The 24,052-nt window shown below is 61.5% G+C and carries 19 protein-coding genes; 6 read left to right on the forward strand and 13 right to left on the reverse strand.

Going from position 1 to position 24,052, the window contains the following annotated elements; all coding sequences use genetic code 11:
* Positions 1-43: 43 nt before the first annotated feature.
* The 3 genes from ACB031_RS06060 to ACB031_RS06070 all read left to right on the forward strand — a co-directional run bounded on the left by ACB031_RS06060 (position 44) and on the right by ACB031_RS06070 (position 2,598).
* A complete protein-coding gene (locus tag ACB031_RS06060; RefSeq protein WP_005298414.1) occupies positions 44-841 on the forward strand; it encodes a DUF1338 domain-containing protein in 798 nt (265 codons plus the stop codon).
* Between the two features lie 231 nt (positions 842-1,072).
* Positions 1,073-1,495 carry a hypothetical protein gene (locus tag ACB031_RS06065; protein WP_201891798.1) on the forward strand — a complete coding sequence of 141 codons (423 nt, stop codon included), beginning with the start codon at positions 1,073-1,075 and terminating at the stop codon, positions 1,493-1,495.
* 236 nt (positions 1,496-1,731) lie between these two features.
* The gene (locus tag ACB031_RS06070) at positions 1,732-2,598 is read left to right on the forward strand and encodes a hypothetical protein (protein WP_371139195.1); all 867 of its coding nucleotides are present in this window, start codon (positions 1,732-1,734) and stop codon (positions 2,596-2,598) included.
* 498 nt (positions 2,599-3,096) lie between these two features.
* Here the strand turns inward: ACB031_RS06070 and ACB031_RS06075 are convergent, their stop codons facing one another.
* Positions 3,097-3,693 carry an HAD family hydrolase gene (locus ACB031_RS06075; protein WP_371139196.1) on the reverse strand — a complete coding sequence of 199 codons (597 nt, stop codon included), beginning with the start codon at positions 3,691-3,693 and terminating at the stop codon, positions 3,097-3,099.
* A gap of 177 nt (positions 3,694-3,870) precedes the next feature.
* Between ACB031_RS06075 and ACB031_RS06080 the strand changes: the two genes are divergently transcribed.
* The gene (locus ACB031_RS06080; RefSeq protein WP_005298417.1) at positions 3,871-5,235 is read left to right on the forward strand and encodes an MDR family MFS transporter; all 1,365 of its coding nucleotides are present in this window, start codon (positions 3,871-3,873) and stop codon (positions 5,233-5,235) included.
* 67 nt (positions 5,236-5,302) lie between these two features.
* On the opposite strand, the gene nifJ is transcribed toward ACB031_RS06080, so the two are convergent.
* The 3 genes from nifJ to ACB031_RS06095 all read right to left on the reverse strand — a co-directional run bounded on the left by nifJ (position 5,303) and on the right by ACB031_RS06095 (position 11,198).
* Positions 5,303-8,836 (reverse strand): pyruvate:ferredoxin (flavodoxin) oxidoreductase, encoded by a 3,534-nt coding sequence (gene nifJ, locus ACB031_RS06085; protein WP_216973246.1) that lies wholly within the window; start codon positions 8,834-8,836, stop codon positions 5,303-5,305.
* A 413-nt stretch (positions 8,837-9,249) separates the two neighbouring features.
* Positions 9,250-10,020: a substrate-binding domain-containing protein gene (locus ACB031_RS06090; protein ID WP_282100317.1), complete on the reverse strand. Its 771-nt coding sequence runs from the start codon at positions 10,018-10,020 to the stop codon at positions 9,250-9,252.
* Between the two features lie 152 nt (positions 10,021-10,172).
* Complete coding sequence (locus ACB031_RS06095) at positions 10,173-11,198, reverse strand: hypothetical protein (RefSeq protein ID WP_371139197.1); 1,026 nt, start codon at positions 11,196-11,198, stop codon at positions 10,173-10,175.
* 509 nt (positions 11,199-11,707) lie between these two features.
* On the opposite strand from ACB031_RS06095, the gene ACB031_RS06100 reads away from it, so the two are divergent.
* A complete protein-coding gene (locus ACB031_RS06100) occupies positions 11,708-12,034 on the forward strand; it encodes a hypothetical protein (RefSeq protein ID WP_019839678.1) in 327 nt (108 codons plus the stop codon).
* Positions 12,035-12,208: 174 nt separating this feature from the next.
* Positions 12,209-13,618, forward strand: a complete 1,410-nt coding sequence (locus ACB031_RS06105; RefSeq protein WP_371139198.1) for a PLP-dependent aminotransferase family protein — start codon at positions 12,209-12,211, stop codon at positions 13,616-13,618.
* A gap of 110 nt (positions 13,619-13,728) precedes the next feature.
* On the opposite strand, the gene ACB031_RS06110 is transcribed toward ACB031_RS06105, so the two are convergent.
* From ACB031_RS06110 to pnuC, 9 genes are all read right to left on the reverse strand, one after another.
* The gene (locus ACB031_RS06110) at positions 13,729-14,886 is read right to left on the reverse strand and encodes an MFS transporter (RefSeq protein WP_371139199.1); all 1,158 of its coding nucleotides are present in this window, start codon (positions 14,884-14,886) and stop codon (positions 13,729-13,731) included.
* Between the two features lie 12 nt (positions 14,887-14,898).
* Positions 14,899-16,446 (reverse strand): ABC-F family ATP-binding cassette domain-containing protein, encoded by a 1,548-nt coding sequence (locus ACB031_RS06115; protein WP_371139200.1) that lies wholly within the window; start codon positions 16,444-16,446, stop codon positions 14,899-14,901.
* 357 nt (positions 16,447-16,803) lie between these two features.
* Entirely contained in the window at positions 16,804-18,594 is a 1,791-nt protein-coding gene (locus ACB031_RS06120; RefSeq protein ID WP_371139201.1) for a hypothetical protein, read from the reverse strand.
* Between the two features lie 400 nt (positions 18,595-18,994).
* Positions 18,995-20,635, reverse strand: coding sequence for an alpha-glucosidase (locus ACB031_RS06125; protein WP_371139202.1), 1,641 nt, complete (start codon positions 20,633-20,635; stop codon positions 18,995-18,997).
* 201 nt (positions 20,636-20,836) lie between these two features.
* Positions 20,837-21,238 (reverse strand): DUF1622 domain-containing protein, encoded by a 402-nt coding sequence (locus tag ACB031_RS06130; protein WP_019839682.1) that lies wholly within the window; start codon positions 21,236-21,238, stop codon positions 20,837-20,839.
* A gap of 67 nt (positions 21,239-21,305) precedes the next feature.
* Entirely contained in the window at positions 21,306-21,629 is a 324-nt protein-coding gene (yqfB, locus tag ACB031_RS06135; RefSeq protein ID WP_371139402.1) for a N(4)-acetylcytidine aminohydrolase, read from the reverse strand.
* 39 nt (positions 21,630-21,668) lie between these two features.
* Positions 21,669-22,340 carry a Crp/Fnr family transcriptional regulator gene (locus ACB031_RS06140; protein ID WP_201970622.1) on the reverse strand — a complete coding sequence of 224 codons (672 nt, stop codon included), beginning with the start codon at positions 22,338-22,340 and terminating at the stop codon, positions 21,669-21,671.
* Between the two features lie 128 nt (positions 22,341-22,468).
* Positions 22,469-23,194, reverse strand: a complete 726-nt coding sequence (locus ACB031_RS06145; protein WP_371139203.1) for a nucleoside phosphorylase — start codon at positions 23,192-23,194, stop codon at positions 22,469-22,471.
* Positions 23,191-23,913 (reverse strand): nicotinamide riboside transporter PnuC, encoded by a 723-nt coding sequence (pnuC, locus tag ACB031_RS06150; protein WP_274181479.1) that lies wholly within the window; start codon positions 23,911-23,913, stop codon positions 23,191-23,193. Before pnuC ends, ACB031_RS06145 begins: the two co-directional genes overlap by 4 nt.
* Positions 23,914-24,052: the final 139 nt, after the last annotated feature.

The following is a 24,052-nucleotide window of genomic DNA, read 5'->3' on the forward strand; positions in this document are numbered from 1 at the left end:
CTCAGGGTGCCCCTGTCTGTACCCGCAATCAAAGGAAAGAGAGATGCAAAAGGATATCGACACCCTGTTCAGTCATCTGTGGGACAACTACATCAAGGTGACCCCGAGTGCCCACAAGGTGCACACCCTGCTGGGGGGCGGTGAACCCATCGTCAACGATCACGTGGCGTTTCGTACCTACAACCTGCCCAAGCTGGGGCTGGAGAAGCTGGCAGCCCACTTCCTGGCGCTCGGCTACGAGCAGAAGGGCGAGTACGTGTTCAAGGCCAAGAAGCTCTACGCCAAGCACTTCGAGCACAAGGATCCGGACGCTCCCAAGGTGTTCATCAGCGAGCTGAAGGTTGAGGAGCTCTCCGAAGGCGCTCAGGCCATCATCCACAAGCTGGTGGATCAGGTGCCCGATCATCTGACCGATACCGCCGCCTTCCTCTATGCCGGTGCCCCCTGGCAGGTCTCCTATGCCGACTACCAGACTCTGCTGGCCGAAAGCGAGTATGCGGCCTGGATGGCAGCCTGGGGTTATCGCGCCAACCACTTCACCGTCAACATCAACCGCCTGCGGGATTTCGACACCATAGAGCAGGTGAACGCTGCTCTGAAGGCGGCCGGCTTCGTGCTCAACAGCGTGGGCGGCGAGGTGAAAGGGGACCCGCAGGTGATGCTGGAGCAATCCTCCACCATGGCCGACAAGGCGGACGTGGCCTTCAGCGACGGTGTACGCACCATCCCGAGCTGCTTCTACGAATTCGCCCTGCGCTACCCACAGGCCGACGGCGTGCTCTACCCGGGCTTCGTCGAGGCGTCGGCCGACAAGATCTTCGAATCCACCAACGCCATGTAATGGCCGCCATGAAAACAACGCCCCGCCTGGGGCGTTTTTATTTTGGGTTAAATACGGTCAAATTATTGCTGTGGTGTAGTGCCCTGTCGGGCTAAGCGCTTGCCCAAAGGAATGAATAGAGTCATTTTATATGCATCATTGAAAAATGATAATCCATTAAACAGATGATGATAAAACTAAATGCTGAACTGTGTCTGTAGCCTATGACTGATTTTTAACTGAGGGTATTTTATGAGATTTTTAATCATCCCCTTTGTGGGGGCAGGACAAATCAAGTTTGGTATGACTCCTGAACAAGTGAGATTATTATTAGGGGAAGTATTTGATTCTTTTAAAAGAACGGAGGAGTCTGTGTTCCCATGTGATTACTTTGAGAATTTAGGAGTGTTTGCATATTACAATTCCTCTGGAGTTTTGGAGGCGCTAGAGTTTACTGAACCAGCGGTTCCAGAGTTCGAAAAAAAGGACTTGCTAAAAATTTATTTCAAGGATTTGATAAAGTTACTTTCAGATAAAGACAAAGATCTAGAAGTAGAGTCTGACTCACTAACATCCCATGTGTTGGGTATTGGCGCATACGCTCCTGATGCGGATGACAACACATCATTACCTGCTGAAAGTATTATTGTCTTTGAAAATGGCTATTATGATTGATTAGGATTTGTTGAACTTTCAATAACCATATTTTTTAATCCCTACGGTTATTAAAATGAGTGTGAAAGTTGGCTAGACTGTAACCAGTATGCTGCTGTTGCAGGGTTTTATGTAGGAAATAGATAAAGAGTAGTTGGAGGGATGTCGTATTAATAACCATTAGTGGTATGCTTGCCCATTTCTCTAAAATATATCAAACAACGTTTCCCCCATTGGCCAAAATAGGAGCTAATTACTTGATAAATAATGACAAGTACTTTATCGATGAGGTTGAAAATGGAATGGGACGTTGCCTTGTGTTGACAGCTCCTTGGTCGGATAGTTTTACATCAATAATCGATAAAGAAAATATTTCAGTACTCCGTTTAAGTCAATCCGCTGGCTGGAGTGGAAATGACATTTCATTTATTAGTGATTTGACGTGTCTCTCTGGTGTTGAAATTTATTCTTGGGGGGTTAAGGATATCACTCCTTTAGAGTCTATCAGTAATCTTGAATATTTGGGATTGCAATGTGATTTTACGAAGGCCCCTGACTTTTCCATGCTAAAGAAATTAAAAGTATTTAAGGCGCTGTGGAGGCCTAAAGCGAAGACGATTTTCTCTTGTGATGAATTGAATCTGCTAAATATTGTTAATTATCCGTCAGAAGACTTGGCAGAACTTAATAGAATGTCTTTATTAAGATGCCTACAACTAACCTCCAAAAAAATCAGAACATTGTCAGGAATAGAAGAACTTAGTTCATTATCTACTCTGGATTTGGTCGATTGCCCCAGGTTAGAAGATATTTCTGGCATAGATAAGTGTCAGCATATAGAGATTGTAGAAATTGAAAACTGTAAAAGAGTTTATGATATAGCCATGCTGAGTGGGCTAAAAAACCTCAAAGTGGTTGTATTGACTGACTGTGGGACAGTTAAATCTTTGAGGCCACTCGCACACAGTCAATCATTGGAGAGTCTCATCTTTATAGGGGACACAACCATTGAAGATGGAGATCTGGCTTCCTTGTTGGATATTCCAACGCTAAAGGAAATGCGGTTTGCTAATAAACGTCACTACACCCATACCCGAGAACAGGTGATGGAAATGTTATCTTGAGTTATCAATCATGAAGGGCATTTTTCGTATTTTTCTTGAAGATATCCGACAAACCGGCAGAAAAGTTATGTATGTCAAGATTGCTCACAATCTTATCTTGCCGATTATCTGCTGAGCATGTTTCCAGCACTTGACCTGGTATCAGAGATCTTGTCAATGGCATTGTTCAGGAAAATAAGAATAACCGTGATGATGCCAGGCGCTTTCGTATCAGCTTGCTAGGGGTGGTTACTAGTGTTGCAGCCAAGGAAGAGAAACCAGCTGAGTTGAAAAGAAGCGCACTGAGATGCGATTATGAGTACTTAAAATCAGTTTCTCTATCTGATTCAGGATAGGGTCACCAATAATAAGCGGTCAGTGACTTAATGAAAATAGTGTGTACAGGTCTAGGTATCATCCGCATCACATGGCCTTGAGAACATCCAGCTAATGGTTCGAGATATAGAATCGCCTCCTTTGCGGAGGCGTTTTCATTGGTGACCGCGAGGGTTGTGTGGCCTAGCGCTGGTAGAGCTCCCCCTCCAGCACCAGTACCGTCTCCATTCCGGCGGCGCGGCCCGCCTGCAGGCCGATCTGGGTGTCTTCGAACACCAGGCAGTTGGCGGGGTTGGCCCCCAGCTGCTCGGCCACTTGCAGGAAGGTGTCGGGGTGGGGCTTGTGGTTGACCACGTCGTCGGCGCTCACCACCACCTGGATATAGGCATCGAGCCCGGTGCTTTTGAGGATCGACTCCGCCTGATTGCGCGGCGAGCCCGTGCCGATACCCATGGGGACCTTGCCGTGGCAGCGCCTGACCAGCTCCCACATGGTAGGAAAGACGCTCACTTGCTGGATATGCTCCATGTAGAGGGCCACCTTGCGGTGGGTGAAGGCCTCCACGTCTATGCTCAGGCCGTGCTGTTCGGCCAGGATGGCGACGATCTTGCGGGTGGGAATGCCGCCGTACTCGTTGAGCTGGGCGCGATCGAAGGGCAGGCCGAACTCGGCGCTGGTGGCTTCCCAGGCATCCAGGTGGCGCGGCATGGAGTCCACCAGGGTGCCATCCATATCGAAAATAAGGGCGTCGTACTGCTCAAACCGGAACTGCTCGGACATGGGGCTGCTTCCTCTCGGGGTAAAAGGGCAGCCTACCAGAGCGGGGGGCACATTGCCGCGACCGGGGTCATGCTTGCCGGCACGGGCGCCCGGTTTTGGTCATCCGCCAGTGATGTATGAGACAATAACAAGTTCTGCGCCGCAGACGCTGGAGCAACAAAGGAGCGAGCCCGTCTTATGTCCCCCAAAACCATCTTCTCGAGCGTGGCCCTGGTGATCGCGCTGGGTTCACTGGAAAAGAGCATAGTCACCACCCCGCTGCCCATCATAGGGGCCGAGCTCAATGCCGGCGCCGCCCTCACCTGGGTGGTCACCGCCTACCTGCTGGCGGCCACCGCCGCCCTGCCCATCTACGGCAAACTGAGCGACATGTTCGGTCGTGTGCGCATGCTCAACATCGGTATAGGCCTGTTTCTGGCCGGCTCGGTGGCCTGCGGCCTGGCCCAGGATCTGCCGACCCTGCTGGCCGCCCGGGTGCTGCAGGGGCTGGGAGGCGGCGGCCTGATCGCGCTCGCCTTCACCGTCATCGCCGACAGCATACCGCCGCGGGAGGTGGGCAAGTATCAGGGCTACATCTCGGCGGTCTACGCGGTTTCCAGCATTGCCGGCCCCTTGCTCGGCGGTTATTTTACCGAGCAGCTCAGCTGGCGCTGGATCTTCTGGATCAACCTGCCACTCGGGGCCATCGCCCTCTGGCTGGTGAACCGCAACCTGGGCCACCTCAATGTGCGTCGTCACAGCCGCTTCGACTGGAAGGGGGCGGCGCTGCTCATCACTGTCACCACTCTCACCCTGTTGCTGCTCTCGCCGGAGGCGGCGCTGCCCGCCATCTGGCTCGCGGCCGCGCTGGTGGTGGCCCTGCTGTTGCTGGTGCTGATCGAGCGGCGGGCCCATGACCCCATCCTGCCGGCCCACCTGGCGCGTCAGCCCGGTTATCTGGTGAGCGTGCTGCTGGCGCTGGCCTCGCAACTGCTGATGTTCGCCGTGCTGGTCTACCTGCCGCTGCAGATGCAGTGGCAGAAGGGGATGAGCGCCAGCGACAGCGGCGAGATCATGGTGATCTTCATGGTCTGCATCACGGCGGGGGCCTTCGTCGGCGGCAAGCTGATCGGCCACACCGGCTACTACAAGCGTTTCGTGGTGGTGGGGTTCGCCCTGGCGGCGCTGGCCCTGTGGCAGATCCACTTCGACGTCTGGATCAGGCTGGGACTGGCGTTTGCCGGCATCGGCCTTGGCCTGGTGCTGCCCGCGCTCTCGGTGGTGGTGCAAAACGCCCTGCCGCGGGAAGATCGCGGCATCGGCATGTCGCTGTTCAACTTCGGCCGCGAGCTGGGGGGCGCGGTCGGGGTGGCCATCTGCGCTGTGCTGTTCCACTCCGCCCTGCCAGCGGGCAGCAGCCACAACCTGGCCAGCCTGAGCCCGGTCGAGCTGGCGCCCGGCTTCAGCGCCACCTATATCGGCATGGCGCTGATCGCCAGTGCCGCCCTGCTGGTCACCCTGCTGGCGTTGAAGCGCCACGAGCTGGCCGACATGCCTGCCTGATGGCTGCCAGCCGGTAAAAAGAGGGCTCCCCGTGGGGAGCCCTCTTTATTGGTGGCAACTTGAGCGCTTACTCCTGCGCCGGCGCCTCTTTGCCGGCCAGCTGGCTCAGCCAGGCGAAGCGGCGGTGGGCATCCTCCTGCGCCTCCTCATAGAGCCGGCTGGCCACCTCCGGCAGCTGACGAGTGAGGCGCTCGAAGCGGGGCTCCTGCTGCAAGGTGTCGGCCAGCGACGCGCTGGGGGCGCGGGAGTCGAGCGCCAGCGGCGCCTTGCCCTCTTCCTTGCGGCGCGGATCGTAGCGATAGAGCGGCCAGAAGCCGGTGGCGGTCAGCTGCTTCATCTGCTCGTGGCTCTGGGCCAGATCGTAGCCGTGCTCCTCGCAGGGGCTGTAGGCGATGATGAGCGACGGACCTGGGTAGGCCTCCGCCTCCTGGATCGCCTTCACCGTCTGGTTCATCTGGGCGCCGAGGGAGATCTGCGCCACGTAGACGTGACCGTACATCATCACGTTGGCACCGAGATCCTTGCGCCCCTTGCGCTTGCCCTGCTCGCCAAACTTGGTGATGGCGCCGAGCGGGGTGGCCTTGGACTGCTGGCCGCCGGTGTTGGAGTAGCACTGGGTGTCGAGCACCAGTACGTTGATGTTCTCCCCCAGGCTCAGCACGTGATCCAGCCCGCCGTAGCCGATGTCGTAGGCCCAGCCGTCCCCGCCGATGAGCCAGACCGATTTCTCCACCAGGTAGTCCGCATCGCGGGCCAGCTCCCGGGCCGCGGCGTCGGTGCGCCCCTCCAGCAGTGCGCGCAGCTGCGCGATATGGGCCCGCTGCTCGGCGACCGGCAGGCTGGCGTCCTGCAGCCCCTGTTGCAGTTCGGCCGGGACGGCGTCCCCCAGGCTCGCCAACAGGCGGCGCACCCGCTCGCGATGCTGATCCACGGTGAGCCGAAAGCCCAAGCCAAATTCGGCGTTGTCTTCGAACAGGGAGTTGGCCCAGGCCGGCCCGCGCCCGTCCGCATTGGTGGTATAGGGAGTGCTGGGCAGGTTGCCGCCATAAATCGACGAGCAGCCGGTGGCGTTGGCGATGAGCAACCTGTCCCCGTAGAGCTGGGTCAGCAGCTTGATATAGGGGGTCTCGCCGCAGCCGGAACAGGCGCCCGAGTATTCAAACAGCGGCGAGATGAGCTGGGAGGTGCGGATGTCGATGCGCTCCAGCTGCTCGGCGCTGCGCTCGGGCAAGTCCAGGAAGAAGTCGTAGTTGGCCTTCTGGGCCTCGAGGTGATCCAGCCGCGATTCCATGTTGATCGCCTTGCGGCTCGGCTCGGCACGATCCTTGGCCGGGCACACCTCGACGCAGAGGTTGCAGCCGGTGCAATCCTCCGGCGCCACCTGCAGCACGTACTGTTGACCGCGCATGTCGCGGGCCTTCACATCCAATGCATCCAGGGTGGCGGGGGCATCGGCCATGGCCGCCTTGTCAACCACCTTGGCGCGGATGGCCGAGTGGGGGCAGGCCGCCACGCAGTAGTTGCACTGGGTGCAGAGGTCTGCCTGCCAGATGGGCACCTCCTTGGCGATGTTGCGCTTCTCCCAGCGGGTGGTGCCCACCGGCCAGGTGCCGTCTGGCGGGAAGGCGGAGACCGGCAGGCTGTCGCCAAGCCCCGCCAGCATGGCGGCGGTGACGGTCTGCACGAAGTCAGGCGCCTTGGGGGAGACCACTGGCGGGCGGGGCCGACTGCCGGCCTCCATCTCGCCGAGGGGCACCTGAGTCAGCGCCTCACAGGTGGCGGCGAGGGCCTGCCAGTTGCGCTCGACCAGCGCCTGCCCCTTGCTGCCGTAGCTGTTGGCGATGGCCTGTTTTAGCAGCCGGATGGCCTCATCCAGTGGCAGGATGGCGGTGAGCTGGAAGAAGGCCATCTGCATGACGGTGTTGATGCGCTGGCCGAGTTGGCAGTCGCGGGCAATCTTGGCGGCGTTGATGGTGTAGAGACGGGCCCCCTTCTCGCGCAGGGCATGTTGCACCTCGAGGGGGAGGCGGCCCCAGAGCTCGGCCGCACCATAGGGGCTGTTGAGCAGGAAGATGCCCCCCGTCTTGAGCCGCTCCGCCATCTGGTAAAGGTCGATGAACTGCCACTGGTGGCAGCCGACGAAGTCTGCCTCCTCCACCAGGTAGGCCGACTGCAACGGCCGCGTTCCCACCCGCAGGTGGGAGACGGTGAGGCCACCCGCCTTCTTGGAGTCGTAGACGAAGTAGCCCTGGGGGTAGAGCTCGGTGTGGTTGCCGAGGATCTTGATACTGTTCTTGGCCGCCGACACGGTACCGTCGCTGCCAAGGCCGTAGAACAGCGCCTCCAGCTTGAGGTGGCTGGCCGGGGGCACTGAGGTCGGCAGCGGCAGGGAGAGGCCGGTGATGTCGTCAAAGATGCCGACGGTAAAGCGCGGGCGTGGGTTAGCCAGCGCCAGCTCGTCAAACACCGCCTGCACGCAGGCCGGGCCGAACTCCTTGGAAGAGAGGCCATAGCGTCCGCCGATGACCCGCGGCAGGCTGGCCCGCGCACCCCGGCTGACCGCCTCGGCCAGTGCCGCCATCACGTCCAGATAGAGTGGCTCGGCCTGGGCGCCCGGCTCCTTGGTGCGATCCAGCACCGCTATCTTGCTGGCGCTCGCGGGAATGACCGCCAGCAGGTGCGCGGCCGAGAAGGGGCGGTAGAGGCGCACCTTCACCAGCCCCACCCTCTCCCCTTGGGCCAGCAGATGTTCGATCACCTCCTCGCAGGTACCGATGGCGGACCCCATCAGCACCAGCACCCGCTCGGCCTCTGGGTGACCCAGGTATTCGAACGGCCGGTAGTGACGGCCGGTCTGCGCGCCGAAGGCGTCCATCGCCTCGCTCACGTGGCGATAGCCCTCGTCATACCAGGGGTTGCTCGCCTCCCGACACTGGAAGTAGGTGTCCGGGTTGGCGGCGGTGCCGCGAATGACCGGCTTGTCGGGGGTCAGCGCCCGCTCCCGATGGGCCCGGATCGCCTCGGCGGGCAGCAGGGCGCGCAGGGTGTCGTCAGCCAGCGGCACTATCTTGGCTATCTCGTGGGAGGTGCGAAAACCGTCGAAGAAGTGGATGAAAGGGAGCCGGCTGTTGAGGCTGGCTATTTGGGAGATGAGGGCGAAGTCCTGGGCTTCTTGCACATTGCTGGCACAGAGCAGGGCGCAGCCGGTCTGGCGCACCGCCATCACGTCCGAGTGGTCACCGAAGATCGACAAGGCGTGGGTCGCCACGGTGCGCGCCGCCACGTGCAGCACGAAGGGAATGAGCTGGCCCGCCAGCTTGTAGAGGTTGGGGATCATCAGCAGCAGCCCCTGGGACGAGGTGAACGAGGTCGCCAGTGCTCCGGTCTGCAGGGCACCGTGGACGGTGGCGATGGCGCCCCCCTCCGACTGCATCTCCACCACCCGTGGCACATCCCCCCACAGGTTGGCACTGCCCTGGCTTGCCCAGGCCGACGACTGCTCGGCCATGGCGGAGCTGGGGGTGATGGGATAGATGGCGATCACTTCGCTGGTGCGATAAACCACGGAGGCAACGGCGCTGTTGGCGTCCGTCGTTAGCATGTCGTGTTTCATTCTCAAACCTTGGTTGCACAGTCGGCGTGGGTACGCAAACGACAAAAGAGACCGGGCCTTGCCCCGGGGGAGCGAAAGCGTGCTGTGCCCTTCCTTGTGGCAATCTGTGTCACTGACCTGTGACGGTGAATTCGCTGATCCTGCGCTGGGGTGAATCAATGTTGCGGCAAGAAAAATATGTGATGGAACACTAATATGAGTAATGTCTCGCCGTTGTGATTGTCAATATTCAAATTTATCCGCTCGATGAATTAAGGCTTCATATTTATTAAGCAAGAGTCGGCATTGCCAAAATAAATATCTGATGAATCAGACCATCCTGTTTATGGGGTAATAGATGCCAATGCGTCCCTGCACTGGCATGCAATAATAGTCATCAGAAGGTCATCATTCTCTTGTCATTAAAATTTATCGGACCAGCCCAGCTGCTGAAAAATCTGCTTTGATTTTCCCCCTTTCAAATATTCGGCGAAACGTACCGCATCCTGGCTCGGATTCTTGTTAAGGACGATGTTCACATCCCGATATACCACCAGCTGTTCTTCAATCGCCACCACGTCGCCCACGTCCGGGTTGCTCCTGGCCCAGTCAATCCAGGTTATCCAGGCATCGACACGGGGATCTTCCTGGAACGCCTTGCGGGCGCTGCCGCTGTTGGGGGTGTATTGCACTATGTTGTTTCGAAAATCGGCGACCAGCTTGATGTCACCGGTGCGACCTATCATGTCTTCCCACACCCCGGTTCCCGAGGTGTTGCTGACCCCGGCACCCTCCGGCACGACTATGCCGATACCCGGTTTGGTCAGATCGGCCAGCCCCTTGATATTCTTGGGGTTGCCCTTCTTGACCAGAATGATGGCCGGGCGCAGGTAGAGCGGGGTAATCTTGTTGATGTCGAACTGCTGCTGATGGTCGGTGGCGATCGCCAGGGCCGATTGCTCGGAGGCGCCGAACAGCATGTCGGCGTTTTTGCTGGCATCGTCATTCCAGGTCGCCTGCGGCCCGAAATGGACGTTCACCTTGATCCCCGTCTCCGCTTCAAAGGCGCTGCCCACCTTGATCAAGGCGGTGTGCGGCCCGCCGGGGCCATATAAGTTGACGTCCGCCAATGTGGCATAACTGGTCAGCATGGTTACCAATGCGGAAGCCGTCATAAATATATGCTTTTTCATTATCTACACTCCTTTTGGACTGATGGTTCAAGCGAAAAGGACCGGTCGTTTATCGAATTTATTTCAACGAAATATGAACGGTGAAATATTTCATGGTCAGGCATCAATACTATTTAAAGCGGCACAAGCCATGATTTGACATCTCTTCTTTCTTATATTCTGACGCCCACCATACCGGCAATGATGGCCAGCGCGAGGGCTGCCGAGCCGGCCAGTCCGGTGTACCACAGCAGCCTGATGCGGCTCGTTGCCACGCCGTGGGCCGCGAGCACCACCCGCAACCCGGCCAGCAGATGCGCCAGTACGAAGAAGACGCCGAGGGTGTAGTGGGGCACCAGGCGAATATTCCAGGGATCCATCAGCAGGCCCGCCTCGCCACCGGTGGCAAAACTCCAGTCGGTCGGTATGCCGAGGAAGCTGCGGGCATAGATGAACACCGAGTTCATGTGCCCTAGCACGAACACCGACAGATAGACGCCAGAGGCGATCTGGAAGGTGGTCAGCCAGTTATGTCGGGTACTGCTCCAGCGCCAGGCAAGGTAGAGACCTGAGCCGACCTGGAAGAGAAACGCCGCCACCAGCAGGGGTTCGACAACGCCGGCCCGGTAGACGGTGCGACCCGCCTCCATGACCCGGGCATGAAGCTCGGGGCCGACCAGCCCGGTCAGATGATTGGCCAGATGAAAGATCACATAACAACAGAGCACCAGCGCGCTGATGCCATGGGCGACGCGCCAGCGTCCCAGTCCGCTCACGGGACGGGCCTGCACTGCCTCTGTCTGGTGTGACTCCCACCCCAGCAGCATGGCGCCAACCCAGAACAGAGACCACACCAGCACATCGGGCAGCGGGCTGCCGACCAGCGTTTGCACCACTCCGAGCAGGACATAGAGGCTGGGGGCCGCCACGCTCAGGTAAGCCAGTCGACGCATGCCTGTGGCGATGCCGGGCCGATTGGCGACGATCAGCCCCGCCAGGGGAACGGCCAAGGCCAGCAGCAGCGAGAGCAGGGCGCCGAGCAGACTGGCTGCGCCGTTCTGGTCGATCCATTTGTTGAAGATCACTAACAGAAACGGATAGCCGAGCGCGGCCAGCGGGGGGAGCAGACAGAGTGAGTGAGGGCGCTGCACCATGATGTGCTCGCGGCTCTCGTCCGCGATCCTGGAAGGTAGGGACATACTGATATTCCTGCTTGATAGGGCGGAAAACCACCTTGATTCGGGTCTATTCAGATAACCGCGGCGCGATATCCTGCGCGGGGCAACCCGTCATGCCGCCATGAGCGAGCGGCCGCAGTGACCGAGAGTCGGCTCCCAGCAATCGGGGCCGGAGAGAGGTGGGCCAATCTATTCCAGGGAATATCTCAGCAAGGAGGTCAGGTAATGCATATGTTTTATTTCCCCTTTAACTGAGTGCCAGGTTGATAATGTGAGGATAAAAAAAGCGGCCAAGGGGTAACAGGGACAAGAATGGTCATATGGAGTAGTCCATACAGATAACAGGGAGTAATGAGATCTCTTTTGACTCCCTTTTATTGATTGCCGACAACCGGCAGGCTGGCAGAGATAATTCGGCCATAGCGTGATATAAAGACGGGCGGGAGGCGATGGATTTTAATCTTGACGTATTGAGCAGGCTTGTATAAAAAATACGCCAACTGATAGCGCTATACCAAGGAGAGTGTGTCGTGTTCGAGTTCACTGTTAATAAGGCGGCGCTGCTGTCTCTTTCACTTTTATTTACCTCCTCGGCCATGACCATGGAAATATCTGCAGATAAAACCAGAACGGTTCAGGAATTTACCGGCAATGTCATGTTGAAGGTAAATGATAATGAGTCTGTGACTGTCTCTGCCGATTCGGTCAGAAAAAGCCAGGATGGCATGGAATATTCTGGCAAGGTCACCTTGTCTGCCGAAAAATTCAATGCCGAAGCTGATGAAATAAAGTCGGTGACAGATGGCCACGGTACGACCACCTTTACCACTGACAAGCTGACGCTGATCAGCAAATAGCGGTCAGCCAATGCACTCCCGTGATGGCGCCATATACCATGTTTTCATGGTACAGGGTGTTATCAGCCAATCAATATTGTCATGCTGCTCTTCTATCGTGATGCCAACAGGAGTGGATAATGGATAAGCAACGGAAGTGATAGAATACAGAGCCATATTTCATGGACCCTTCTCATGGACATTCAGGATCTGAACCTCAGCCGGGAGCAGGCAACCCCACTCTATCTGCAGATATACCAGCGCTATTGCCATGCCATCGCGAGCGGAGCCTTGAACGCTGGCGACCGTGTACCCTCGGTGCGCAGCCTGGCAAGCGAACTCAACCTTGCGCGCGGCACGGTTGAAATGGCCTATCAGATGCTGATCGGTGAAGGGTATCTGATATCCCGCGGTGCCGCGGGCACTGTGGTTGCCGCCGGGCTGAACAGGCTCGTCGAGGCGCCACCCTCTCCCCGACCCGCCGCCGCACCTGCGCCGGTTCAGGGGATCCCTCACAGCGAAATCCTGCCGTTCCAGCTGGGTGTGCCCGCGCTGGATCTGTTCCCGCGCAAGAGCTGGGCCCGGCTTGCCACCCGGCATCTGCGCAATATGGAGATGGTGACGCCGGATCCGGCCGGGCACCCGGCCCTGCGCCGCGCCATCGCCACCTATCTGGGCATTTCGCGGGGGATCCGCTGCAGCCACGAACAGGTATTCATCACGGTTGGTTATCGGGGGGCGCTGGATCTGGTGTGCCGCGCCCTGCTGCGAGCGGGAGATCTGGGCTGGTTTGAAGAGCCAGGCTATTTTCATGCGCGCCAGTTTTTGCAGCAGGCGGGCCTGCGGTTGCACCCGGTGCCCGTCGACATGCACGGCATGGATGTCAGCCAGGGTGAGCAAACCGCCGACGAGGCCCGGTTTGCGGTGGTCACCCCCACTCACCAGAGCCCGATGGGGGTGGCCCTCAGCTTGCCGCGTCGACTGGCGCTGCTGGAGTGGGCGGAGCGGCGCAACGCCTGGATCATCGAAGATGACTATGACAGCGAGTTTCGCTACCACGGCCGGCCCTTGCCACCCCTCAAGAGCCTGGATCATCAGGGGCGCGTGCTCTACACGGGGACCTTCAGCAAGGTGCTCTACCCCGGCCTTAGGCTGGCCTATCTGGTGGTGCCCGAGGCGCAGGTCGCCCGTTTTCGCGAGCTGGTGGCGCAGTTGCCCGGCGCGGGTAATCCGGTGCTGCAGGCCACCCTGGCAGACTTCATGGATCAGGGGCATTTTACCCGCCACCTGAGCAAGATGCGCAGAGTCTATGCCGAGCGGCATGGCTATCTGGTCGATGCCTTGGCAGCCCGCCTGGGCGACCGGTTGCGGGTACAGCCACAGGCTGGCGGGATCCAGCTATTGGCGCAGGTTGCCGGGGGCGTGACGGATCAGCAGCTGGTCGAGGTTGCCCAAGCCAATGGGCTGGCGTTGCATGCCCTGAGTAGCTGGTACATGAACCCGGCGCAGCAAAGGGGGGTGATGATGGGGTTTGCCAACTTTGCCAGCGCAGAGCAGGCCGATCGGGCCGTGCTGCAGCTGTTGTCCCTGTGGCCGGCAGAGTGAGCGCCATCCTTGGGTGATGCACATCCCTCGGCTTGTGAAGAGGCTGGTTACCAGGCGTCGTCTGCCACATGGCAGAGGTCATGAAGAGGGCTCCCGCGGGAGCCCTCTTGTCATTGTGCCTGTTGTACTCGGCCCGGCAGCCGCACCGGGCGCAGGGCGAGGATGGCTCCGCCAAACAGCAGCAGGGCCAGCAGGGCCATGGCCATGGGGCCGGCGCTGTAGGCAAAGCCGGCGACGGCGGACCAGAGCGCTACCCCGAGGTGCATCAGGGTCATGGCCAGCGACATCAACATGCCGCGCTGGGCCGGGGCGAGCTGGGCGATGTAACCCTGCAACGCCGGTGAGCCGATGCCGCCGGCCAGCGCCCACAGGCCCAGCGGCAGGGCGAGGCTGGCCAGGCTGCCGGCCGGATAGAGGTAGAAGAAGGCGCTGACCAGGGCGCACACCACCAGGGCGCCGCGCATCAGGGGGCGGCCGCTCTCCACATAGCCGGCCAGGCGCGGCATCAGCACGTTGCCGACCACGCTGATCACGCCAAGGGCGCCGTAGAGCAGCCCCACCGACCAGACGGGCAGCCCCTGACTGTCGTGCAGGTGCTGGCCGACCAGGTTGAACAGGCCGATGCCGCCCCCCAGTCCCAACCCCATGGCGAGCAGGGCGCCGAGTGCCCCCGGAATGGCCAGTACCGAGCCCTGCGGCGCGGGGGGCGTGTCGCTCGCATGAACCTGCGGCGTGCGCGCCGTGAGCCAGGCCAAGGCGCCAGCCACGGCCCAGGCGCAGAGGCCGAGCACGATGAAGGGGGTGCGCCAGCTGCTGAGCTGGGCCAGCAGGGCGCCCACCGCCGGGCTCGAGATCATGCCGAGGGTGAGCCCCGACTGCACCCAGGCGATGCGCTTCATGGCATCGGCCGGCGCGCCGTCCGCCGCCATGGCGAAGGCGATGGGGAGCATGCCGGCGCTGGCCAGCCCGGTGATCACCCGGGTCACCAGTCCAACCTCGAAGCTCGCCACCAGGCCGGTAGCCACCGAGGCGGCGCCAAACAGCAGGGAGGCCGGCAGCATCATCCGCAGCCGACCGTGGCGATCCGACAGGCCGCCGAGCAGGGGGGCGATGAGGGCCAGCGCCACGCTGTAGGCGGTGATGAACAGGGTCACCCGTTCCGGGGGGACGCCCAGCTCGGCGCCGATGGGGGCGAGCAGGGGGCCCAGCATCAGCTCATCTGCCCCGACCAGAAACGCAATCAAAAACAGCAGTACTTTCAATAACATAATTTTTATTCCTTAAGCTTGGGTCGACACGGCGGCGAACTGCTGGATGTCCACCACCCGATCCGGCCAGTCGGCCACAAAGGCCGGCTCGTGGCAGACGGCGAGCACGCTGCCCGGGTAGTCGCACAGGGCCTGGCGCAGGGCGGCCTTGGTGCCGGCATCCAGGTGGGTGGTCGGCTCATCCAATATCAGCAGATGAGTGGGCTGCAGCGCCAGTCGGCACAGCTTGACCCGGGTCTGCTCACCGCCGCTCAGGGCACTGATGGGCTGGATGGCCAGCTTGCCGCCGATGCCAAGGCGTGCCAGTTGCTGGCGGGCACCCTTGTCATCCAGCCCGTGGGCGGCGGCCTTGACCAGAGCCAGCGGGGTGGCCGCGGGATCGGGCCAGTGCAGCGCCTGCTCGAAGTAACCCGACTTGAGGCCGGGGGCCAGGGCCAGTTCACCGGCGAGCGGGGCGAGGCGACCGGTCAGGGTGTTGAGCAGGGTCGACTTGCCGATGCCGTTGAAGCCGGCGATCACCACCTTCTCGCCGCGGCGCAGCTGCAGGCTGAGCGGCGCCAGCAGGGGCTGGTGGTAGCCGATCTCCAGCTCGCTTGCGGCCAGTAGTTGCGGGTGGCCCCCCTGGGCGGCACGAAAGCTGAGGGTGACCGGTTTGGCCTGCTCGGGGGCGGCCAGGCGCTCGATGCGCGCCAACTGCTTCTTGCGGCCGTTGGCGATGCTGGCGTTGACCCCGGCCCCGTTCTTGGCGATGAACTGCTCGAGTCTGTCGACCTGCCGCTGCTGGGCCTGGTATTGACGGGCGTGCAGCGCCTCGGCGGCGCCCTTCTGGGCCAGCGCCTGGTCGAGGTTGCCGCGATAGGTGTGGATCTGCTGGCGGTCGATGTCGGCGATGGCGGTGGCGATGCGGTTGACGAAGGCGCGGTCGTGGGAGACCACCAGGAAGGCGCCGGGGAAGCGCTCCAGGTAGCCCGCCAGCCAGTCGACGTGGGCCGTGTCCAGGTAGTTGGTCGGCTCGTCGAGCAGCAGCACCTCGGGCGTGCGCAGCAGCAGGCCGGCCAGCATCACCTTGTGGCGCTGGCCGCCGCTTAAATTGGCGATCCGCGTCTGCATGCCGAGCTGGGTCAGGCCGAGGCCGGCCGCCACCTCGTCGATACGCGGATCTAACTGGTAAAAGCCCTGACTCTCCAGGTGCGCCTGCAGATCGGCCGCCCGGGCCAGCTGCCGCGGCCCCAGTTCGGGGTCGGCGTAGAGGGCCAGCATCTCGGCTTCCGCCTCATAGAGGTCGGCGAACACCGACTGCAGGTAGCCCCGCAGGGTGAGGTGGCCATCCCGCGCGGCGTGCTGGTCGAGATAGCCCGCCTTGATGCCGGGCTGCCAGAGGATGTCGCCGCCGTCTGGCAGGCGCTCCCCCTGGATCAGCTGGAGCAGGGTGCTCTTGCCGGCGCCGTTGTGGCCGGTGAGGCAGACATGCTCGCCGGCGTGGAGACGAAAGCTCGCCTGCTGGTACAGGGTCTTGTCGCCGATGTGATAGGTCAGGTTGTGGATAGTGAGCACACTCATGGTTGTAACATCCATAAAAAAACGGGAGGCAGGTACGCGACGTACCGGCCCCCCGTCTCAGCAAGGTGAAACGCTGCCAAATGGCAGAGACAAAAAGGCCGGCGATGAAGCATCTCGCCGGCCTGTGTCTCCTGTTTTCATCAGATACGGGACAGCCTCCCAAAGAGAGGGCATTCGCGCAGCTGATGAAGATTCAGTCGATGGGCTCCGGGCAACACTTCATCGTGTTAGTGCACGGAGCACAGCCTCCTGACCGAGCATTTGAACAGGATGTACAACATTGAAAAGCGGTCCTACAAAAATTCTGGTCGCAAAATACCCAGAATTTGCCGGTGAGTCAAATCTGCGACCCTGGCACTACTCGTGGTGCAGGGTGATGCAGTCCAGCCCGCCGCTGCCGCGCAGCAGGGCCTCCGCCTGGTTCAAGCCATCCCGTCGGTTGCTGGCAGCCTGCCCCACGAAATAGGGGGTGAGCCCGGCCACCTCGCGCTGCAGCCAGGCGGCGAACGCCTGATTGAGGGGGACTATGCTGGCGGCATTGGTGATGTAGAAGGGCTGCTGGCGGGTACCCATGATGCCGTTCATCCAGTTCACCGGCCGTTTGCCCACGCTGAAGGCGCCTGGGGTGGCGATGGGGGTCAGGCCGGCATCGCGCAGTTGCTGATGGATGAGGGCATGGATCTTGTGCCAGCGCTCGCCCTGCTGGCGCAGGTCGGTCACGCTCTTGGCCAGTTCCTGCCGCTCGCTGTCGCTCAGGGTGGCATCGCTGGCCAGCACCTGCTCGATCAGTGCCGCGCTGGCGGCGTGATCGTTGAAGAGGATGCGGCCATTGGCCAGCGGGCGCATGGCCATGTCGAGGTGGAAACCGGGCTGGGCCAGGATCACCAGATCCCGCTCGGCCACCTTGAGCTCCTGCACCATCAGGCGCTGGCTGATGGCCATCATGGCGAGGAAGCGGCGGGTCTGGTGCGCTTGCTCGGCCTCTGTCAGCCCAGTTCGCTGATAGCCGCCGGCCTGCAACATGCGGCCAAGCCGGGTCAGGGTGGCGGCATCGGCCGTCAGCGTCTGCAGCGCATCGGATATCTGCTCATCGCCGAAGTCGGCGTGCAGCCCGGCGGTTACCACCAGCCCTGCGTACTCCCGTTTGAGCTGGGCCAGCAGGTCGAAGGAGGCCGGCAGCGGTTGGCCGTGGATGGCTCGATAGCGCTCGGCGATGCGCTCCCCCTGTTGCGTGCTCAGAAACATGCGCTGCTCCGCCGCCTGGCGGGTCACCCAGTTCACCTCGGACTGAGCCAGCTCGGCCTTGGCGCGCGCGGTTTTGGCAAAGGCGTGGCGCTGCGGCTCATCGAGCCCCTGTGGTAGCAGGTTGGCCGCCTCCAGTAGGATGAGGTCCACCTCGGTGTCATGGCCCTTCTGGAAGGTATGGGGGCTGCCCAGCCACTCCTCTTCGCCGAGTTGCAGCCGAAACTCGCCGTCGCGATCCATCTTCTGCTGGCGGGTGGCGATACGCTCGCTATCCAGCCGGCTGTGGTGCAGGGTGGTTTGCAGCAGGGCGTCTCGACCGATCAGGGCATAGGGGGTACCGTCTGGGCGCTGGCCGGTCAGCATGTTGCCGCCATCGATGATGGAGAAGGTGGGGATGAGCTCGCGTCCCTGCGCCTCGGCGAAGCTGTTGGCCTGGGAGAGCATGTAATCATCCAGCCCCTGGGAATCCTGGCTGCCGAGGCTGTGGTGCCCCTCCTGCTCGGCCTCCGGGCTCTGCTCGGTGAGGGCGGTGACGAAGGCGTGGTAGCGCCCCTTGTTGGCCAGCGGTGCCTGGGGACGGAAGACGAGGGCGCCATCGCGCGACAGCCACATGTTGTCCTCGGTCCAGGCGTACATGTCAGCGTGGGTGCTGACCGAAAACCCCTGCTCCCTGCCGATCTGCTCCAGCTCCGCCACCAGTTCCGGTTCGGTCTGGAGGGGCAGGTGAATCTGGTGGATCCGATTGCCCAGATCGTCCTGGGCCAGCTGGAAGCTCCGAGTGAGGGCGGGGGAGTGCTGGCCGTCGGTGAGGGTGGGGTCATCCGGGAAGATCAGAGGGGCCGCCATGGCCGAGTGGAACCAGAAGAGGGTGGAAAGGGCGAGTGCCACGCCGGTTTTGCGCATGATGATTTCCTGTTGTTATGGCGGGCTGGTACCCGCAAGCCTGAACGTCGGCGTGCGGCGCCGTGCCGCACGCTTCGGATGGAAACCATAAGGAGCCGGCGAAGAACCACAAGGGCACAAATCTGAATTGACTTTTAACCCTGACTAAACAGCGTTTAATATCGCAGCTTGATGATAAAAACGACGTTTTTGATGGCAGTTATTGCCAATAAAAACAGGGTGTTGAACTATTTCAATTGTCGATAGCAAGCGGTGGTTGGATATTGCCTGGTAAGGCGGTGCGGGCCTGAAAATGCGAAGTTTTTAAGTGAGTAAATCACCGGGGCGTATCGACTGCCGAGGGGAGGGGGATCATCAGGGGGCAGGGGCCTCCCCTCGTGGCGGAGGCTGGCGCTGCCCGTTACTCCCTTGCTGGCAGCAGCCAGGCCGCCGCCTGATAGGGGGCAAAGGTGGCGGTGGGCTGCCCCGGGTAGTTGCTTATCAGCAGGGGGGCACCTGCCTCCACCTGGTCAAAGTGCGGCATGACCAGGGGGTGGTCAGTGAGATTGGCGAGCAGCAGCAGGGTGTGCCGCCCTACGCTCGCCGGACCCTGCCAGCAGCGGCGATAGCCGATGCGCTCCGGGTCATCCCCATCCAGCAGCTCGAAGTCGCCGTGGCGAATGACGGGGTGGGCCTTGCGCAGGGCGATGAGCTGGCGATAGCAGTGAAACGGCGAATCGGGGCGAGCCAGCTGCTCGGCGGCGTTGATCTCGAGGTGATTGGTGTTGAGGGCAATCCAAGGCGTGGCGGTGCTGAAACCGGCTTGGTGGCCGGCATCCCACTGCATTGGGGTGCGGGCGTTGTCGCGGCCGATGGCATCGAGGCGGCGGGCGAGCTCGGCAGGGTCCAGCCCCGCCTGGCTGGCGCGGTAGTTGATCGCCTCCAGGTCGCGCAGCTCGTCCGGCTGCCAGTGACGGTTGGTCATGGCGAGCTCCTCCCCCTGATAGATGAAGGGTGTGCCCTGCATCAGGTGCAGCACCATGGCCCACAGTTTGGCGCTGGTTTCCCGCCACTTCGGGCTGTCGTCACCAAAGCGGGAGACGGCGCGGGGCAGGTCGTGGTTGCCGAGAAACAGGCTGTTCCAGCCCCGCCCGTGCAGCCCCTGCTGGTGGCGGGTCATGGCCCGCTTGAAGGCGAGGGGATCGAAGCGGGAGGTCCACTTGTCCTGCCCCAGCCCCAGGTGCTCGAAGTTGAACACCATGCTGAACTCGCTGCCATCGGGGTTCGAATAGTTCTGCATATGAGCGAGGTCGGCCCCCCAGGTCTCCCCCACCGTGATGATCCCCTGGCCGCCGAAGCTCTCGGCATTGAGCTCGCGAATATAGTCGTGCAGTCGGGGGCCGTTGCTCATGGCGAGGGGCGACCAGCTCTTGCTTACCATGTCGATCACATCGAAGCGAAACCCCTTTATTCCCTTGTCCAGCCAGAAGTGGATCACTGCGGCCATTTCGACCCGCACCGCGGGGTTGTCCCAGTCCAGATCGGCCTGACTCGCGTCGAAGTTGTGCAGGTAGTAGCGATCAAGCGCCGGCACGTACTGCCAGCCGCTGCCACCAAAAATCGAGGTAACCGGGTGGGCGTCGACGAAGGCCTGATCGCGAAACACGTAATAGCCCTGATAGCGGGGATCCCCCGCCAGCGCCTGCACAAACCACGCGTGTTCGGTGGCGGTGTGGTTGGCGACGATATCCATCATGATGCCGATACCGTGCGCGGCCGCCTCGGCGATCAGCTGCTCCATCTCGGCCAGGGTGCCGAAGGCGGGGTCGATGGCGCGGTAATCCGCCACGTCGTAGCCGTTGTCCCGCTTGGGAGAGCTATAGAGGGGGGTGAGCCACAGCATATCGACCCCCAGGGTGGCCAGATAACCGAGCCGCTGACGGATGCCGTTGATGTCGCCCATGCCGTCGCCGTCGCTGTCCTGAAAGCTCATGGGGTAGATCTGGTAGATGACGCAACTATCGAGATCGATGTCGGGTGTGTGGAGAGGTCGCGGGTTCATCAGCCGGGCCGGTTGGGGGAAGCGATGGTTTATCTTACGCAGATGAGCGGGAAGTCAACAGGGCAGGGAAAACCTTGAAAAGGGTTCCATAGTTGGCTGATTGCCAAAAGTGAGGGGAGGGTCACAACTGGGCCATCCCGAGCCACGGAGGTGGTCGGGATGGCACGGCACCCAGCGGGGATGCCGGGCAAGGAAAGCAGGCTATTGGGGCGCCTTGACCTGTTCGCTGCGCTGTTCCTGCTGGCGCTCTGCCTTGTCTTGCTGGCGTTCCGCTTGGGCTTCCAGCTCCTTGCCGAGGAAGTAGTTCAGGAAGGTGCGGATCACCGCGATGATGGCGAGACGAATGAGCTCCTCCTTGCTCGGCGCCACCGTGGTGGCCAGGATGTCGGCGGCGAGCTGGAACTCCAGCGCCAGAATGAGCCAGCTGCCGAAACAGAGCCGGATATGGGGAAAGCCGGGCTCGTGATCCCGCACCCGCGCCGCCAGCCAGAGGGTCTTGCCCAGCCCTATCACCACGCAGGCGATGGAGATGATCTCCAGCAGCAGCTGGAACAGCTCGACCCCGTGCATCATGCCCTCTCGCAGGCTCGCTATCTCAAACACTCGGATCACCTCCCTGATTCAAAAGAGGACACTATTAACACATCGCTCGGCAAAGGCCAAATCCGGCTCAGGCAAGCAGTTTGAATTCAATGACATAGAGCGGCGGCAGGGTGGGGTAGATGTCACGGATCACCTGTTTGAGCTCGGGCAGGGTCATGTTCTCCTGGCGGGCGTGCTCGTCGTTCAGTTCATCGAAGGCGACTGCCTTGACCGAGAGCACCTCTATGGTGCCAAAGGGCTGGTGCTCCGGGTTGGTGAGCAGGGCCAGACATTGGCCGGGTTGCCAGTTGGCCTCGCTCTCGTCGCGGATGGTGATGGTCTTGCGGCCGGCCTGGATGTCGGCGACGAAGCGGCTGAAGAAGGTGAACTCGGGGTAGTTTGAGACGGACATGTTTGAAACAGGCATGGGGACTCCGATGGTAAAGGAAGGTCAAAGTTCGAGATAGGCGCGCAGCCTGGCCAAATCGGCGATGACGGGGCCGTCGGGACCATCGGCGACGATGCCCTGTTCGATCAGCTCCTTGAGGGCGCGTCGATAGACCCGCTCGGTGGTGCCGAAGCGCGCCGCCTCGTGGGCCCGCTTGCGCGAACCCAGCATGGGGGTGCGCTGGCGCTCGCGCCACAGCTCGAAGGCGATGTTGTAGGCGATGGGGTGCAGCAGCCGGCTGGTGGTGATGTCCAGGGTGTCCAGATAGTCGCTGGCGAGCGCCGCGGCGAAGAAGAGGGTCAGCTCGGGCTCGGCCAGCAGCCGCTTGGCCAGCTTGTCGGCGCAGATGACGGCAGCGTCCAGCTCGGTCTCGGCCACCACGCTCCACTGCACCGGGGTGGCGCTGAAAAACTCCATCTCGCCGAAGATCTGCTGGTGGCACTCGATCTCGCCGAGTTGAAACAGCCGCCCCGAGTGCACCGCACTGTTGAGGGAAATCCGCCCCTGCGCCACCAGATAGAGGTGCTCACACTGCTCTCCTTGGCGCATGATGGGCTCGCCCGGCAGGTAGCGGCGAGAATAGAGGGTGCAGGCCGTCAGCGCCGCGGCAAAGCGCGGTTCGAGTGCGGCAAGCTCGGCGTGAAAGCGACCGAGGGGGTAGGGTTGTTGCTGCATGGGGAAGGCCCGGCTAGACGAGGGTCATGAGGCTAGCAAGAGCGCAGGCTGGATGCCAGCGCTGGTGCCCCCGAATGTGCCGGGCTTAACGTTTTGCCGGGGCCGGTTACTGCCCCGGCAGACCCGCTCTATTGGGTCAGGGCGTGGAGCGCGGCGGCGATGGCCAGCCGCTCGCCGGTCATCATGGCGGCTTCGCTGGCCGCGTAGTCGCTCACCCCCTCCTGCACATCCTGCTCGAAGGCCACCACGTTGCAGAGCACGGCGGCCACCCGCACCTTGCGCAGGCGCCCGACGGCGAGCAGGGAGGCGGTCTCCATGTCTGCCCCGAGCACACCGCGGGCGTGCCAGTAGCGACACACTTCCTGCTCGTCATCCCGGTAGAAGCTGTCGTGGGAGCGCACCAGACCGTGCCAGTGGGGATGCTCACTGGCGCCGAGATGAGCGAGCAGGGCGGCCTGCAGGCGGATGTCGGCGCAGGCGGGATACTCGGGCGGCAGATAGGCCAGCGAGGCGCCTTCGCTGCGCACCGCCCCCTCCACAACAATAAGATCCCCCAGCGCGATCTCATGCTGCAGGGCGCCGGCGGAGCCGACCCGGATGAGGGCGCGGGCACCCGCCTGCACCAGCTCCTCCAGCGCGATGACGGCGGAGGCGCCGCCGATACCGGTGCTGCACACCGTAATGGGCAGCCCCTGGTAGCGGCCGTTGATCAGGCGAAATTCCCGGTGCTGGCCCAGCACGTCACACTCATCGAGCTGGCTGGCGATGCGGTCGACCCGGGCCGGGTCGCCGCACAGCACCACCCGCTCGGCGATCTGGTCCGGGCGGCATTGCAGATGGGGTAGCAGGCTCATGCGATCACTTCCTGTTGCGGACGTTTGGCGCTGACCATCCACAGGCGAGTGCCGTTGGCGGCGATAAACAGCAGGATCAGGTACTCAAGGGACATGGCATAGACCCCCTGGGCGGCATAGACGCCGATGCTGATGATGTTGATGACCACCCAGAGGATCCAGTTCTCCACGTACTTGCGGGTCATCAGGATCTGGGCCACCACGGAGAGCACCGTCATGCTGGCATCCCAGAAGGGGAAGGCATCGGGGGAGGGCTCGGGCGTGGCGAGGTTGGCGCCAAACAGGTTGAGCAGGGCGACCGAGGTGCGTGCCAGGGCGGCGAAGACCGGGTCGATATAGAGGGTCAGCAGGGCGATGGCCAGCACGCTCACGGCGGCGGTGGCGACGAGCTTGGACTTGCTGAGCCAGCGGATCTGCAGGGTATCCCCCTGGGCATTGGCCGGGCGGGTCCAGGCGTACCAGCCATAGAGGTTGGCGCAGAAGAAGAACAGCTGCAGCAGCAACAAGCCGTAGAGCTGGATCTGGAAGAAGATGATGGCGAACAGGCTGACGTTGATGAGCCCGAACAGGTAGTTGATGGTCTTCTCCTGGCTGGCGCACCAGATGCAGGCCAGCCCGAACAGGGTGCCGATGGCTTCGATCCACGACATGGCGTAGCCGCCACCCAGCGGTATGGTCACCAGGGTGTGATTGATGCTGAACCACTCGAATATGCTCATTTTCATTTCCTTGGAAAATAGGGGGGCATGAACCGGGCCTATTCTAGGGGCGGCGTGGGGGTCTTTGCAGGACTTTTGTCCGTGCAGGGCCGAGCCACCTCAAAGAATGGACAAACCGCAAGCAACTTTAGGCCCCCGA

Source organism: Aeromonas sp. S8(2024) (assembly GCF_041403085.1).
In the GTDB taxonomy this organism is placed as follows: domain Bacteria; phylum Pseudomonadota; class Gammaproteobacteria; order Enterobacterales; family Aeromonadaceae; genus Aeromonas; species Aeromonas dhakensis.

Bases quoted from the DNA above. Each gene is read 5' to 3' on its own strand.
- ACB031_RS06075 (WP_371139196.1), bottom strand. From the start codon at position 3,693: ATGTCCGAGCAGTTCCGGTTTGAGCAGTACGACGCCCTTATTTTCGAT.
- ACB031_RS06090 (WP_282100317.1), bottom strand. From the start codon at position 10,020: ATGAAAAAGCATATATTTATGACGGCTTCCGCATTGGTAACCATGCTG.
- ACB031_RS06060 (WP_005298414.1), top strand. From the start codon at position 44: ATGCAAAAGGATATCGACACCCTGTTCAGTCATCTGTGGGACAACTAC.
- yqfB (WP_371139402.1), bottom strand. From the start codon at position 21,629: ATGTCCGTCTCAAACTACCCCGAGTTCACCTTCTTCAGCCGCTTCGTC.
- ACB031_RS06065 (WP_201891798.1), top strand. From the start codon at position 1,073: ATGAGATTTTTAATCATCCCCTTTGTGGGGGCAGGACAAATCAAGTTT.
- ACB031_RS06120 (WP_371139201.1), bottom strand. From the start codon at position 18,594: ATGCGCAAAACCGGCGTGGCACTCGCCCTTTCCACCCTCTTCTGGTTC.
- ACB031_RS06105 (WP_371139198.1), top strand. From the start codon at position 12,209: ATGGACATTCAGGATCTGAACCTCAGCCGGGAGCAGGCAACCCCACTC.
- ACB031_RS06140 (WP_201970622.1), bottom strand. From the start codon at position 22,340: ATGCAGCAACAACCCTACCCCCTCGGTCGCTTTCACGCCGAGCTTGCC.
- ACB031_RS06145 (WP_371139203.1), bottom strand. From the start codon at position 23,194: ATGAGCCTGCTACCCCATCTGCAATGCCGCCCGGACCAGATCGCCGAG.
- ACB031_RS06110 (WP_371139199.1), bottom strand. From the start codon at position 14,886: ATGTTATTGAAAGTACTGCTGTTTTTGATTGCGTTTCTGGTCGGGGCA.
- ACB031_RS06115 (WP_371139200.1), bottom strand. From the start codon at position 16,446: ATGAGTGTGCTCACTATCCACAACCTGACCTATCACATCGGCGACAAG.
- pnuC (WP_274181479.1), bottom strand. From the start codon at position 23,913: ATGAGCATATTCGAGTGGTTCAGCATCAATCACACCCTGGTGACCATA.
- ACB031_RS06080 (WP_005298417.1), top strand. From the start codon at position 3,871: ATGTCCCCCAAAACCATCTTCTCGAGCGTGGCCCTGGTGATCGCGCTG.
- ACB031_RS06095 (WP_371139197.1), bottom strand. From the start codon at position 11,198: ATGTCCCTACCTTCCAGGATCGCGGACGAGAGCCGCGAGCACATCATG.
- nifJ (WP_216973246.1), bottom strand. From the start codon at position 8,836: ATGCTAACGACGGACGCCAACAGCGCCGTTGCCTCCGTGGTTTATCGC.
- ACB031_RS06125 (WP_371139202.1), bottom strand. From the start codon at position 20,635: ATGAACCCGCGACCTCTCCACACACCCGACATCGATCTCGATAGTTGC.